The organism is Bacillus sp. BC05(2025), from assembly GCF_056725905.1.
In genome coordinates, this window is sequence record NZ_JBWYRA010000007.1 from 1 (window position 1) to 14,234 (window position 14,234).

The window sequence follows — 14,234 nt, forward strand, 5'->3', positions numbered from 1 at the left end:
TCAGAAGCGACTTCATCATATTAACATCTTCATTTTTCGATGTCAACTAAGTTTTAAAATTTCTTTTTTGTCGTTTTCTGCGTTTCCGCATCAGCGACGTTTATTAATATACCATCATGGTTTTTAAATAACAAGTGTTTTTTAAAAAAAACACAAAAAAATATCCAACCTACTTTCTTTTATATAAAAACACCTTATCCTCTCTACAGAAAACAGCCATTTAAAATTGTATACCCATACACTCTAATTGACTAAACCGCATTTTATAAACCTATTCTCTTCTATATTAAAGTCCATAATCTCCCCTCTATAAGCCAATAATATAACAGAACAAATCAATCCACACTAAAAAGAATAGATTCACTACTCCCCTTTCTAATCAGCGTGTTCACTTTCCAATAAAACGAAACTTTATTCAGCGGGAGTTTTCTTCATCCCCACTGATTATTAGCCCGCACCAATCGGGCTTTTATGAGCAGTTGATCTCCCACCTAACTTCTTTACTTCCGCTGAATTTTGAGGTGGGAGTCTTACTCTGCATGCGGGATAAAGAGAATGTGCTGATTTTTGATTTTGTTCTTCCCGGAGATTCTTAACAGATCATGTTTCTACAAATATCCCTCTAACCGAATTGCGAAACGAGAGTCTTATCGCTCAGCCAATAACAGAATAAACAACGAAATTCCAACAAAAACATTAACTTAAGATTATTTTTAGAATTTTTTTACATTTAATTAATGAAAAATATCCATTTTTTGTTATATAGTAAGAAAGGACGTACTCAACTATAAATAAACCAATGGAGGAATTACTTTATGGATAGGTTAACGAAGTTTTCATTAAAAAACCGCGCCGCTGTTATCATCATGGTTTTTCTCATTTCCATACTTGGCGTTTATTCCGGCTCTAAATTACCTATGGAGTTTTTACCTAGCATCGATAATCCTGCAGTCACTGTCACAACCTTATCTCCAGGACTCGACGCTGAAGCAATGACGAAAGAAGTAACTGATCCCCTAGAAAAACAATTTCGAAATTTAGAACACGTCGACACCATCACCTCTTCTACGCATGAAGGTTTATCACGCATCGATATCACGTATACATCAAAAGCAAATATGAAAGATGCAGCACGCGAAGTTGAAAAAGCCATTAATACAATTAAATTACCTAAAGATGCAACGAAACCCGTAGTAAGCCAGTTAAATACTTCTATGATTCCACTCGCTCAAATTGCGATCCAAAAGCAAAACGGATTTTCAAAAGCAGATGAAAAACAAATCGAAAAAGAAATCATACCACAGCTTGAAAGCATTGACGGTGTTGCCAACGTTATGTTTTTCGGAAAATCAGCTTCAGAATTATCTATCATACTAGACCCAAACCAATTAAAAGATAAAAATGTAACAACCGAGCAAATATTAAAAGTTTTACAAGGAAAAGAAACGTCCACTCCAGCTGGAGCCGTTACCGTTAATAAAGAAGAATATAACCTTCGCGTCATTGGGGATATAAAAAATGTAGATGATATTAAAAACATTACCGTTGCACCTCAAGTGAAATTGCAAGATGTTGCTCAAATTGAACTTAAACAACATTACGATACAATCTCACATATAAATGGAGAAGAAGGCACCGGATTAATCATCATGAAAGAGCCAAGTAAAAATGCAGTTGCAATCGGAAAAGAAATCGATAAAAAAATCAACGATATAAGTAAACAATATAAAGATCAGTTTTCTATTAAACTTTTAGCATCAACTCATGAGCAAGTTGAAAATGCTGTTACTAGTATGGGAAAAGAAGTAATCCTTGGAGCAATTGCTGCAACTCTAATTATCTTAATCTTTTTACGTAACTTCCGAACGACACTCATCGCTGTTGTCAGTATTCCATTATCTATTTTATTAACTCTCTTTTTACTACACCAATCTAACATCACACTTAACACACTAACGCTTGGTGGTTTAGCGGTTGCAGTTGGACGTCTCGTCGATGATAGCATCGTTGTCATTGAGAATATTTTCCGTCGTTTACAAAAAGAATCTTTCTCTAAAGATATTATTCTTGATGCAACGAAAGAGGTCGCCGTCGCAATTACTTCTTCTACTTTAACAACGGTTGCCGTTTTCTTACCTATCGGTCTCGTATCAGGAGTAATCGGAAAATTAATGTTACCTATGGTATTAGCGGTTGTATATTCTATATTATCATCCTTAATCATAGCATTAACAGTTGTTCCACTTATGGCTTTTTTACTACTCAAAAAAACAAAACATAAAAAACCAAGTTCTTCACCACGATATGTCGCTACATTAAAGTGGGCCCTTTCACATAAATTCATTATTCTACTTACTTCTTTTTTATTATTCGCAGGATCGATCGCTGCCTATGTATTACTACCGAAAGCGAATATAAAATCTGAAGACGACACAATGTTATCTATCAACATGACTTTCCCAGCTGATTACGCTCCTGAAACAAAACAACAAAAAGCATTTGATTTCGAAAAGAAGCTACTTTCTAATTCGGATGTAACGGATGTTATTTTACGAATGGGATCTAGCGCAGAAGATGCACAATGGGGACAAACGACCAAAAATAATCTCGCAAGTATATTAGTAGTCTTCAAAAAAGGTTCTGATATCGATCAATATATTAAAGAGTTAAAAAAAGAACATAAAACTTTTGAACCCGCTGAACTTGATTATATAAAAATGAGTTATTCAAGCTCTGGCGGCGGGAACAGTTTACAATTTAACGTAACAGCCACTAACGAAACAAAATTAAAAGAGGCTGCTACTATCGTAGAAAAAAAGCTAAAAGATATAAGTGCTCTCTCTAAAGTAAAAACGAATTTAGAAGACTCTAAGAAAGAATGGCAAATCCATGTCGATCAAACAAAAGCCGAACAACTAGGATTAACACCAGAATTAGCAGCACAACAAGTAGCATTCCTTATGAAGAAATCGCCTATTGGTGAAGTTTCAATCAACAACGAAAAAACAACTATTATGATAGAACAGAAAAAAGTAAACATTACGAAACAAGAAGACATTTTAAATACAAACATACTATCACCTATCAATGGACCTATTCCTTTAAAAGACATCGCAACTATTTCAGAAAAGCAACTGCAAACAGAAATCTTCCATAAAGACGGAAAAGAAACGATTCAAATAACTGCCGAGGCCTCAAATGAAGATTTAAGTAAAGTAAGCAAAGAAGTAAACGAAGTGATAGCTAACTTAGATTTACCTAGCGGTGCGAAAGTAACTATTGCAGGTGCAACTGAATCTATGCAAGAGAATTTTACCGATTTATTCAAAATTATGGGGATTGCAATCGGAATTGTATATTTAATTATGGTTATCACCTTCGGACAGGCGCGCGCTCCTTTTGCAATCTTGTTCTCCTTACCATTAGCTGCTGTCGGCGGGATTTTAGGATTAATCATTTCAGGAACACCTGTTGATGTAAATTCCTTGATCGGCGCATTAATGTTAATTGGGATTGTCGTTACAAACGCTATCGTATTAATAGAAAGAGTGCAACAGAATCGGGAACACGGAATGGAAACAAGAGAAGCCTTACTAGAAGCAGGATCTACTAGATTACGTCCAATTATTATGACAGCTATAACGACAATCGTCGCTATGCTACCACTTCTATTTGGTCAATCGCAAGCCGGAAGCATGGTATCAAAAAGTCTTGCCGTCGTTGTTATTGGTGGTTTAGCAGTCTCAACGGTTCTTACATTAGTAGTCGTTCCAGTTATGTATGAACTATTAGATAAAATCGGGAGAAAAAGACGCTCTCGTAGAAAAATAAGCACTTCTACAGAAACACCTGATATTTAAAAGAAAAGCGTTATCTTCATGAATGAAGATAACGCTTTTTCTCTACCCGCTCATATAATCCATCATTTTTTCCACATACCGCTCTAGCGGTTCACTAGAATCTACAATAAGATATTCACTATGTAAAGGTCTTTTACTACCATCTAACCACTTTTTAAAAGCTACTTCGGAATCCACTCGTCCAACCTGACTGACCATACGCTTACGTGTTTGCAGCCTATTATTAATCTCTTCCATATCATTAAGATAACATTCGATATATTTATATTTTATACCATGTTTATTAGACAGTTTTATTCCCTTTTCAACCATCCCTTCATACAAACATGGACTATCCAATATCACACTATGCCCTTGTTCTAAATAAGAATCAATCAATGCCCATTCAACATCGTATGATACTCCTCCAACAACCGTCGATTCAATCCCTTTCATTTCTAACGATTGTAACAATGCCGATTTCAAAACGTCATGATCTACAATTACAGCACCTGTTAACTTCGCTATATACTTAGAAACTGTCGATTTTCCCGATCCAGGAAATCCTGACATTTGCAGAAAAAACAATTCCTCCACCCCTTCATTTGCACCTATTCATCTATATAATTCAATTCCCGTTACTTCCATTCCTTCTATATTAAAACGCAAAAGGAACTCCCTACTTATAAATAGAGAGTTCCTCTTTATCATTTATGCTGCTTTTACCTTCTTCGTCGTTTTACTTTTTCTTTTCGCTCCTGTAAAACGTTTGTGCAATATAGATGCTACTAGGCGTGAAATAACATTGAATAGCAATACCATAATAATTAATACAGCTGCAGATTTTGTTGCAATTAACTTCGCATCCGGGATAATCCCTTCAGAATTTAACTTCCAAATGTGAACCGCTAACGTTTCAGCTGGTCTAAATGGATTTAAAGGATGAGCAGGACTTGAGAAGTCCGCTGCTGAATTTAAAATTGGAGATGTTAAACCCGCTGTGTAAATTAATGCCGCTGCTTCACCAAATATACGACCTGCCGCTAAAATAACACCTGTAATAATTTGCGGTAATGACGACGGGATAATAATACGAGTGATCGTTTGCCACTTTGTTGCACCTAACCCAAGGCTCGCCTCTTTCACATTAGCAGGAACTTCTGAAATCGCATTTTCACAAACACGTGTTAAACCTGGTAAGTTTAAAATCGTTAAAGCAAGGGCACCACCCATCACTGTGTATCCCCATCCTGTCATTGTAACGAACACTAACAAACCGAATAAACCAACAACAATAGAAGGTAAAGATGCCATTGTCTCAATACATAAACGAACAAAGTTTAAAAAACGTCCTTGTTTTGCATACTCTGCTAAATATATTCCAGCACCTAATCCAAGGGGAATAGATATAATAAGCGTTATAACAAGCATATAGAATGAATTGAATAACTGCGGACCAATCCCACCACCAGCTCTTGTATTGCTTGGTTCTCCAAACAAGAAACTAGGATCCCAAAAACCCCATCCCTTTTGTAAAATCTCAAATACTAAAAACACTAGCAAAGCTACAACTAAAGCCGCTACCGCATAAAAGATACCTGTCCAAACTTTATTTACCGTTCTTGCATTCATTATTATCGCTCACCTCTTTGCCCAATTGCTCGAATTACTAAAATAAACAGGAATGAAATAACAAGTAAAATCATTGCTAAAGTCCATAGCGCATTGTTCCAAGCAGTTCCGTTTAATGTATTTGTCATGTCCATTGTCAAAATACCAGTTAACGTTGCTGTCGGACTATATATTCCTTCTGGTAATTTAACCGTATTCCCAATTACCATTTGAACCGCTAATGCTTCACCAAAAGCACGCGCTAAACCTAAAACAACACCTGTTAAAATCCCTTTTTTCGCAGCAGGAACAATCACTCGACTAATCGCTTGCCATTTCGTTGATCCTAAACCATAAGAAGCTTCTAAATAATCAAATGGAACAGAGCGTATTGCATCAGAAGCGATACTAGCAATAGTAGGTAAAATCATAATACTTAATACAACAATACCTGCAATTAAACTAAACCCTACTCCTCCAAACGAATCACGTAATAGCGGCACTAAAATCGTAACCCCTAATAATCCGTATACAACTGAAGGAATACCAACTAATAATTCTAAAACAGGCTTCAATACTTTATTTCCAAACTTCGGCGAAATTAAATTCATGAATATAGCAAGAGCTATAGCAATTGGCGCACTAATAATAACCGCACCTAACGAAACCACCGTTGAACCTACAATGAAAATTACAGCCCCGAAAGTTCCCTCATCAGCATTTGGACTCCATTTTGTCGATGTTAACATCTCAGTAAACGAGATACCACTTTGCGTAAAAGATTGAATTCCTTTACCACAAATAAACGCAATAATAGCTAATGTAACTAAAACAATAAAAATACCACAAAACGTAACAAGTGATCTTCCTATATACTCACTTTTCACGTAATTAATTTGTTTTTTCCCCTTCATCACAGGACAGACCCCACTTCATAAATTGAAATGAACAGGACTGGCCTTGCAGCCAGCCCCATAAATTTTATTACTTATTTAATTTAGACATTGGAATATAACCCATATCCTCTACTTGCTTTTCAAAATCTTTACCTTTTACATAGTCAATGTAAGCTTTTGTTGCTTCTTTTGCCTCACCTTTCGTTACCATGTACTCGTAAGACCAGAATGGATATTTACCAGATGCAATGTTTTCAACTTTCGGTTCAGAACCATCAATTTTTACTGTTTGTAGTGCACCTTTTTTCTCACCAACCATGTAAGACATTGCTAAATAACTTACTGAACCTGGAGTAGAGTTAATCGCTTGCTCTACTGCACCGTTAGAATCTTGTGTAGTACCAGTTCCATCATTAATTTTCGCGTCTTTCATAATTGTTTTTTCAAATGTAGCACGTGTACCAGAAGAAGCTGGACGATTAATTACGTTGATTTTTTCATCTTTCCCGCCTACTTCTTTCCAGTTTGTTACTTTACCGGTAAAAATATCTTGTACTTGTTGTACTGTTAAATTATCAACTTTTACATCTTTATTTACGACAAGTGCGAATGCAATACCCGCTACCTTGTTATCTACTAATTCTTTCGCCTTATCAGCATCTTTTATTTTATCTGCAGATGGAACATCTGAGTTACCAATTTGGACTGCACCAGAAGCTACTTGGTTAATTCCAGTTCCACTACCGCCACCTTGCACTTGAATAGAAACGTTTGAATTTTTCTCCATAAATTTCTTTCCAGCTTCCTCTGCAAGAGGTTGAAGTGCTGTAGAGCCTGCAGCTGCTATCGTACCCGACAATTCTTGTTTTGCATTATCGCTTCCTTTAGCATCTTTACCTGATGTCTCTTCTGCTTTTCCACATCCCACTAATGAACCCGCTACCACTAAAGCTGCTAAAGAAAATTTAATACCCTTTTTCATAACCATGTCTTGTACCCCCATTTGGATTATCACTTTTCACATTTATCTACTTCTTTCGAACACAAATTCATTGTAGGACAATAATATTATGTGAGTGTTAAGCAATTTTTAATTTTAAGTAAATGACGATAATAACCCTTAAAAACTAGGAATCCCAACATTTATAGTTGAAGAACCCAACAAAATCCACACTAATTAAGCTGTAATGTAAATTTAGTCTTAACAATGTAAATTCAATGTAAATATTTTTCACTCTTTTTCCCTTTTATTTAAAGTTGCCTTTACAATTACGCTGTGTTTTGTTACTTTTACGCAACTAATTTATGTACATTACATAGAATTTCAGTAATATTTTTTAGTACAACTAAATAAATTGGAACAATTCTAAAAATAAATGAATATTTTTAAAGTACCAATTGACAGCATCATCCAATGTAGTCTACTATATTACTAACAAAAAGTTTACCTAAGGAAACTTTTTAAACTAAAACTAAAAATATAGAGATGAGGTAACTTTTATGGTATCGGCTAATATAAAACCACTTTCCGAATTTAGAACAGGAGAGTTTGTAGAAATTGAGAAGATACAATTAGAAGGAACTATGAAACGACGTTTATTAGATTTAGGATTTATCCCTGGGGCAACAATTAAAGTATTGCAGCGCAGTCCACTCGGAGATCCGGTCGCTTATCAAGTAAGCAATACAACTATTGCACTACGCAAAGAAGAAAGTTCCCTTATTTTCGGGGTATTAATAGGAGATGATTTCAGATGAGTAAACATCGCATTGCTTTAGCTGGTAACCCGAATACCGGGAAAAGTACATTATTTAATACTTTAACAGGCTTAAAACAACATACTGGAAACTGGACGGGAAAAACTGTTTTAAAAGCTGAAGGGGAATATGAACATAACGGAAGTAAATATACATTAATAGATTTACCTGGAACTTACTCACTATATTCAAACTCTGCGGATGAAGAAGTAGCAAGGGATTATATTATATTTGAAAAACCAGAAGTAACTGTAGTCGTTGTAGATGCAACTGCAATGGAAAGAAATTTAAATTTAGCACTTCAAGTGATGGAAATGACGAGTAACGTAGTCATTTGTATTAACTTAATTGATGAAGCCGAGAAAAAAGGCATCGTTATCGATGAAAAGAAATTAGCAAAATCACTTGGTGTACCTGTAGTTAAGATTTCCGCTCGTAACCGAGTTGGCATCGGTCATTTACTAAGCGTCATTGCTAAAGTAGCAAACAAAAAATTAATTCCAACACCAATTAAAATTTCTTACAGCGAAAAAATCGAAAGTATGATTGAGGAACTAGAACCACAAATTTATAAAGTGTTCGGTGATACGTATCCAGCACGTTGGATTGCGTTACGTATATTAGATGGAGATAAAAACTTCTTAACTACACTCCAAAAACACCATAATGAACCACTTGTAAGGGAGGTCGTAATAAATGGAATCTCACTCAGCCAGTAAAGCTCTTCCATTGGACTATATTATTCAACATGCGCAAACACTATCAAAAGAAGATATACGGGATGATATTGTCGGAGATATTTACCGAACATCTGCAAGCATATGTAAAGAATCTGTTCAATATACAAATACTGATAAATTGTATCGTTCTGAAAAACTAGATAAAATTTTCACATCTCCAATATGGGGATTCCCAATTATGCTCGGTATTTTATCTATCATTTTTTATCTTACAATCGCTGGTGCTAACGTACCATCTGATATGATTGCTGAGTTTTTCGGATGGGCCGAAGGATATTTAACCTCTTGGTTCCAAGCGGCGCATGCACCTGAATGGTTACATGGCATTTTAATACTCGGCTTATTCCGTGGTATCGGTGCTGTTATTAGCGTTATGTTACCACCTATGGCTATCTTTTTCCCGATGTTCGCACTATTAGAAAACTACGGATACTTACCACGCGTTGCATTTAATATGGACCGCTTATTTAAACGCTCTGGTGCACATGGTAAACAATCTTTAACAATGGCAATGGGCTTTGGTTGTAATGCAGCAGCCATCATGTCAACACGTATTATTGAATCACCACGTGAACGTATGCTTGCAATCTTAACAAACAACTTCGTTCCTTGTAACGGTCGCTGGCCTATGTTAATTTTAATGGCTTCATTATTTATGGCTGCTGGTTATACAGGTAGTATGCAAACATTAGTTACTGCTGGCGTTGTAGTTGGAATGGTTGTAATCGGTATTATTATGACATTAACCGTTTCTTGGGTACTATCAAAAACAGCTTTAAAAGGTGTTCCCACTCACTACACACTTGAGTTACCCCCGTATCGTAAGCCAAAGGTTTGGAATACAATTGTGCGTGCAACACTTGATAAATCAGTCTATGTTTTAAAACGAGCTGTAGTTGTAGCTGCCCCTGCGGCTGCATTAACTTGGTTACTTGCTAATATTTTTATCGGTGACACAAGCTTACTTATGTATTTTGTAAACTTCCTAGATCCATTTGCTAAAATGTTAGGACTTGACGGTTTTATTCTAGCTGCGTTCATTCTTGGACTACCAGCGAATGAAATTGTTATCCCGATTTTATTAATGTCTTATTTATCAACTGGAGCTTTAACTGAAATAGATGATTTTAATCAAATTAAAAATCTATTCTTAGAAAATGGTTGGACTTGGTTAACAGCGTTAAACACAATGTTGTTCTCACTTCTTCATTTCCCATGTGGAACAACACTGGTTAACATATATAAAGAAACAAAAAGTGCAAAATGGACATTCTTATCGTTTGCAATCCCTACCGTTATCGCCATTGTTGTTACATTCCTCTCTACACAATTGGTACACTGGTTAGGGCTTGTATAAAAGCAAAGCATACATAGAAGGTATCCCCCTTCGTTTGCTTTGCACGAGAGAAACCTGAATCTTATTCAGGTTTCTTTTTTTGCGCATCAGTATTCCAAGGCTGCGCTCCATACATTGTGAGTTTCTTATGAATAAAATATATGGCTCCTGGAAGAACTGCCATTAATATCGTGCAGCTAATTCCTAATCCCGTAAACAAATGATATCACCTTATTTCACTCTCTTTGGTAATGCCGAACCTGAATGTTCAATTGTTGGATGAACATGGACAGTAATTTCAGCATCACTAAAGTAATTTTCACCTTGATCCCAATTCTTACTTATTTTTTTCCACTCTTTATAATTATGCCGCTTATATACCTCTCCTAGTTCCAATACATCTACCTTATATTTTTTTTGAACAAGCTTAATCGATTTTTGAATACGCTTCTCCATTTCTTCCGATATATCTTTCTCTAAATGCTTTTCGTTCAAAACCTTTTTATGGTCACTAAAGTGCAACTCAGCCAATATACCTTCTAGATATAAATGAATATTAAACTTTGGTTTTTCAGCATTCGTTGTAGATACTTTAATTTTCCGACGCACCTTATGGATTTCATATGTAATCAGTTGATTCTTTTTGCGGATGGTAAAAAAACCTCCAATTTTTTTACCTATTATATAATTCATTCCTAATGTTTCTTCCCCATTCAAACTACCTACACATTTATTATCCTTCCCACGAAACAACGCTGCCCCGTTCATTTGTACCCCTTGCTTTGTTAGTTCGAGAATAGGTAATACAAAACTCCGATTGGAAATCATCTTTTCCTGAACTTCACCAATTCTTGCAGCCTCAATCATTTGAGCGTTTTTCGGAGGATGTTCAGCTAACATATCAATATACTGCGCCGGTAAATTTTCAGGCTTGGCACTCTGCTTCAAAATAGCTTCTGCATTTTTCTTAGAAACGAACAAACGAATATTTCTTCTCATCTCATGATCACGAATATATACATCTAACGTATTTTGTAAAATGTATGGATGTGAAAGTAATTCTTCAGAGAAAATAATAACTTGTATATGCGGAAAAAAAAGTGTACGACTAATTTTTTTAGCGATTATTCTTATTTGTTCAAACACACTATCCGCTTTCGCACTAACGTTAATATAATTCTCACCATCTCCACCACCTTGTCCACCTTGCTGTGCTAGCTTACTCGGAAGTACCATCTGATACGTCCCCTTCATAATTGGATTCGCCTGCTTTTTTTTCACGATATCATAGGCTGCACCTACTACAAATCCCCTTTCTTCTATCTCCTCTAACTCAGAACACCCACTCAGAAATCCAACTACAAGCATAACCATTATAAATTTAAGAAGGTGTCTCATTTCCACCATTCCTTCTTTTTATTTTATATACAATTAAAACGAGCAAAGGCGCTAACACAACAAACCCCATATCTATCCAAGCTAAATAAGTCCCATAACTTGATAAAGCATTCAAACTACTCGGTACCATATTCACCATAAAAATAATAGGGGCACTTACAAAAATAAAAATATGCTTCTTCACTTTCGGAAACATTGCGCAAAACAATAAAGATGCGACGTCGTAATACATGGCGGTCGTGTTATAAATAGTAATAATCCAAGTTGTAAAAAAAATTGCATCAAACCTTTCTAAAAATCCTCCACCAATTTCAATTTCTTTCCCTAATTCAATTGTTGGATATGTTAATCCACGTGTTGTCATATATGTAAAAACACTAATACAAGTTACATAAATTAAAATGTATGCCAACACGTTTACCATTACAGCTTTCGCAACTGCCATTGGTGCTTTTTTCGCCGTCTTATCGTTTAACAGCACCGCATAAAACAGAGCTACTTCAAATCCAATAAATGTAAAAATAGAGTTTTTAACTCCAACAGCATATTCATTTACTTCCGTTTGAAAAGCTGGTAGTAAATTATTTATTTCCATTAAATTTATATTCAATAAAGAAAGAAGCACTATCGCAATTAAAACAATAGGTAAAAATAGAACATTTAACCTTAATAAGGCCGCTCTTGATCCTGCTATTCCGTAAATAACAACTAGTAAGAAGAAGAAAGACAGTAGTTGTATCGGTGTCTCACTAAATAAATACGTTTGAGAAATAATTGAAATCATTCTCGATTCATATGCTGTCAAAGCAGCAAATGTTAATACTAAAATGCTACTAATTGTGTATGCAACAGGCTTTGTCAAATGTGCACTTGTATATTGAACAAAGTTTTGTTTCGGAAATAAGATAGCTACCCTCGTTACAAACCAACCTAAAACTGCACATACCAATCCACCCAAAAGTAAAATAATCCAACCGTCCGAAAATAAAGTTTGGTTAGCGATATCTCTTGGCATAGACAATGCCCCGATGCCAATGATGGTCGACGATACTGCAAACCCAATTTCCCGAGATCCAATCTCTTCATCGCCATACTCAAATGGTTTCAATTATTCTCTCTCCTTTGGACGTATTGTAGAATCTTTTGTCTGTAAGTACTCTGGTCTATCTTTCAACATCGATTTTGGCATACGTATAAATTCTTCTTTCCAATCTTTATAAAACGCAGGAGCAATTGGAGTCGTATACGGTACACCAACACTTGTTAAATTTGTAATATGAACAGCAAGTGCAATAAGGGCTAAAATAATTCCATACAAACCAAAAGCAGTCGCTGCTAATACAAAGACGAAAAGTAAAATACGAAACGTAATCGTAATGCTATATACAGGGAGAGAAAAGGTAGCGATAGCTGTAACCGCAATAATAATAACTAAAAACGGATTTACAATTCCTGCGTTCACCGCTGCTTCTCCGATTACAAGACCACCTACAATCCCAATTGTTTGCCCCATCGGTTTCGGCAACCTAATTCCCGCTTCTCGTATTAACTCCATCGTTAATGCCATCATTAATGTTTCTATATAGGCAGGAAACGGCACGCCTTCCCTCGCCCCAGCAATTGAATATGCCAGTTTAGAAGGAATAAGTCCTTGGTGATATGATACGAGAGCCACATACATCGCTGGCATTAACACTGCAACTATACCCGAACCCATCCGCAAAATTCTTAATAAAGTTCCGATTACCCACCGCTCATAATGATCTTCCACAGATTGAAAAATATCAACAAATACTAGCGGAGCTATAAGGGCAAACGGTGATCCATCCACCAAAATAGCTGCCTTCCCTTTCGCTAAGGAGGCCACAATATTATCTGGTCTTTCCGTATTCAAAAACTGCGGGAACGGCGACAAATTATTATCTTGAATTAATCCCTCAATCGTACCCGTCTCAAAAACGACATCTGTCACTATGGATTGAAGACGCCGATCTAGTTCTTTTACAATGTAAGGATTAATAATGTCTTCTATATATACTAACGTCACTTCTTTTTGGGATCTCTTCCCCATAATATAAGATTGAAACCTCAACTTTGGGTCACGTAAACTACGGCGAATTAACATTTTATTCACGTTAATATCTTCATTCAACCCTACCCTCGGTCCACGTATTAAATCTTCTGTTACTGGTGGTTCTAAACTTCTTTTTTCCCAAGCTCTACTATTAATCACGATAGCGGTTTGAATATTATCAATTAATATAACCGTATCTCCCGCTAAAATCGCATTTATAATATCAGGAAACGTTGTCTTCTTACCAACTTCCGCAATAGAAATAAAACGATCCAATAACGTCTGAACGACAGCTGATTCATTTTGTACTTCTTCATATTGAAGTGTACGAACTACATATTTATAAACATTATCCTTATCTGTTAACCCACATAAAAAAATAACAGCACAGCGTGTAAAACTACCAGCAAGGGCAACTTCCCTAATTGTTAAATCATTAGGCGAACCTAACTCATCCCTGATTTTTTTCATAACTTCAAATAAGTTACCTTTTAACTCTAACAAAGTCCCCCACCTAACTTCCTTTTCAACAAGTTTTTAGTTAGATTCCGCTAATAAAAGAAAATATATACAAAAAAGAGC

12 protein-coding genes are annotated in these 14,234 nt (G+C 35.8%); 4 read left to right on the plus strand and 8 right to left on the minus strand.

The features are described 5' to 3' along the window. The first annotated feature begins 815 nt into the window (after positions 1-815). On the plus strand, positions 816-3,860 hold the full coding sequence (locus tag ACZ76X_RS20305) for an efflux RND transporter permease subunit (protein ID WP_479851510.1): 3,045 nt from the start codon (positions 816-818) through the stop codon (positions 3,858-3,860). A gap of 42 nt (positions 3,861-3,902) precedes the next feature. Here ACZ76X_RS20305 and ACZ76X_RS20310 read toward each other — a convergent pair whose 3' ends face one another. From ACZ76X_RS20310 to ACZ76X_RS20325, 4 genes are all read right to left on the minus strand, one after another. Beyond that, positions 3,903-4,427, minus strand: a complete 525-nt coding sequence (locus tag ACZ76X_RS20310; protein WP_479851511.1) for a P-loop nucleotide/nucleoside kinase family protein — start codon at positions 4,425-4,427, stop codon at positions 3,903-3,905. A gap of 123 nt (positions 4,428-4,550) precedes the next feature. Beyond that, complete coding sequence (pstA, locus tag ACZ76X_RS20315) at positions 4,551-5,471, minus strand: phosphate ABC transporter permease PstA (protein ID WP_479851512.1); 921 nt, start codon at positions 5,469-5,471, stop codon at positions 4,551-4,553. A 2-nt stretch (positions 5,472-5,473) separates the two neighbouring features. Continuing rightward, entirely contained in the window at positions 5,474-6,364 is an 891-nt protein-coding gene (gene pstC, locus ACZ76X_RS20320) for a phosphate ABC transporter permease subunit PstC (RefSeq protein ID WP_074607438.1), read from the minus strand. A gap of 70 nt (positions 6,365-6,434) precedes the next feature. Next, positions 6,435-7,334, minus strand: coding sequence for a phosphate ABC transporter substrate-binding protein PstS (locus ACZ76X_RS20325; RefSeq protein WP_142337508.1), 900 nt, complete (start codon positions 7,332-7,334; stop codon positions 6,435-6,437). Positions 7,335-7,846: 512 nt separating this feature from the next. Here ACZ76X_RS20325 and ACZ76X_RS20330 point away from each other — a divergent pair. From ACZ76X_RS20330 to ACZ76X_RS20340, 3 genes are read left to right on the plus strand one after another with little or no spacing between them, the layout of a single operon-like run. Continuing rightward, positions 7,847-8,104, plus strand: coding sequence for a FeoA family protein (locus ACZ76X_RS20330; RefSeq protein ID WP_071716140.1), 258 nt, complete (start codon positions 7,847-7,849; stop codon positions 8,102-8,104). Continuing rightward, a complete protein-coding gene (locus ACZ76X_RS20335; RefSeq protein ID WP_479851513.1) occupies positions 8,101-8,823 on the plus strand; it encodes a FeoB small GTPase domain-containing protein in 723 nt (240 codons plus the stop codon). The genes ACZ76X_RS20330 and ACZ76X_RS20335 overlap by 4 nt, the downstream gene beginning before the upstream one ends. Further along, positions 8,801-10,201 (plus strand): nucleoside recognition domain-containing protein, encoded by a 1,401-nt coding sequence (locus tag ACZ76X_RS20340; RefSeq protein WP_000443600.1) that lies wholly within the window; start codon positions 8,801-8,803, stop codon positions 10,199-10,201. The genes ACZ76X_RS20335 and ACZ76X_RS20340 overlap by 23 nt, the downstream gene beginning before the upstream one ends. A 61-nt stretch (positions 10,202-10,262) precedes the next feature. Here the strand turns inward: ACZ76X_RS20340 and ACZ76X_RS20345 are convergent, their stop codons facing one another. From ACZ76X_RS20345 to gerLA, 4 genes are read right to left on the minus strand one after another with little or no spacing between them, the layout of a single operon-like run. Then, positions 10,263-10,400, minus strand: a complete 138-nt coding sequence (locus ACZ76X_RS20345) for a hypothetical protein (RefSeq protein WP_061658275.1) — start codon at positions 10,398-10,400, stop codon at positions 10,263-10,265. A gap of 11 nt (positions 10,401-10,411) precedes the next feature. Then, positions 10,412-11,578: a spore germination protein GerLC gene (gerLC, locus tag ACZ76X_RS20350; protein WP_071716141.1), complete on the minus strand. Its 1,167-nt coding sequence runs from the start codon at positions 11,576-11,578 to the stop codon at positions 10,412-10,414. Next, on the minus strand, positions 11,562-12,686 hold the full coding sequence (gene gerLB, locus ACZ76X_RS20355; RefSeq protein ID WP_000802022.1) for a spore germination protein GerLB: 1,125 nt from the start codon (positions 12,684-12,686) through the stop codon (positions 11,562-11,564). Before gerLB ends, gerLC begins: the two co-directional genes overlap by 17 nt. Then, entirely contained in the window at positions 12,687-14,123 is a 1,437-nt protein-coding gene (gene gerLA / locus ACZ76X_RS20360) for a spore germination protein GerLA (protein ID WP_479851625.1), read from the minus strand. Positions 14,124-14,234: the final 111 nt, after the last annotated feature.

Excerpts from the sequence above, each read along its gene's own strand:
- ACZ76X_RS20305 (WP_479851510.1), top strand. The coding sequence starts at position 816 with ATGGATAGGTTAACGAAGTTTTCATTAAAAAACCGCGCCGCTGTTATC.
- pstA (WP_479851512.1), bottom strand. The coding sequence starts at position 5,471 with ATGAATGCAAGAACGGTAAATAAAGTTTGGACAGGTATCTTTTATGCG.
- pstC (WP_074607438.1), bottom strand. The coding sequence starts at position 6,364 with ATGAAGGGGAAAAAACAAATTAATTACGTGAAAAGTGAGTATATAGGA.
- ACZ76X_RS20325 (WP_142337508.1), bottom strand. The coding sequence starts at position 7,334 with ATGGTTATGAAAAAGGGTATTAAATTTTCTTTAGCAGCTTTAGTGGTA.
- ACZ76X_RS20330 (WP_071716140.1), top strand. The coding sequence starts at position 7,847 with ATGGTATCGGCTAATATAAAACCACTTTCCGAATTTAGAACAGGAGAG.
- ACZ76X_RS20335 (WP_479851513.1), top strand. The coding sequence starts at position 8,101 with ATGAGTAAACATCGCATTGCTTTAGCTGGTAACCCGAATACCGGGAAA.
- ACZ76X_RS20340 (WP_000443600.1), top strand. The coding sequence starts at position 8,801 with ATGGAATCTCACTCAGCCAGTAAAGCTCTTCCATTGGACTATATTATT.
- gerLC (WP_071716141.1), bottom strand. The coding sequence starts at position 11,578 with ATGAGACACCTTCTTAAATTTATAATGGTTATGCTTGTAGTTGGATTT.
- gerLA (WP_479851625.1), bottom strand. The coding sequence starts at position 14,123 with ATGAAAAAAATCAGGGATGAGTTAGGTTCGCCTAATGATTTAACAATT.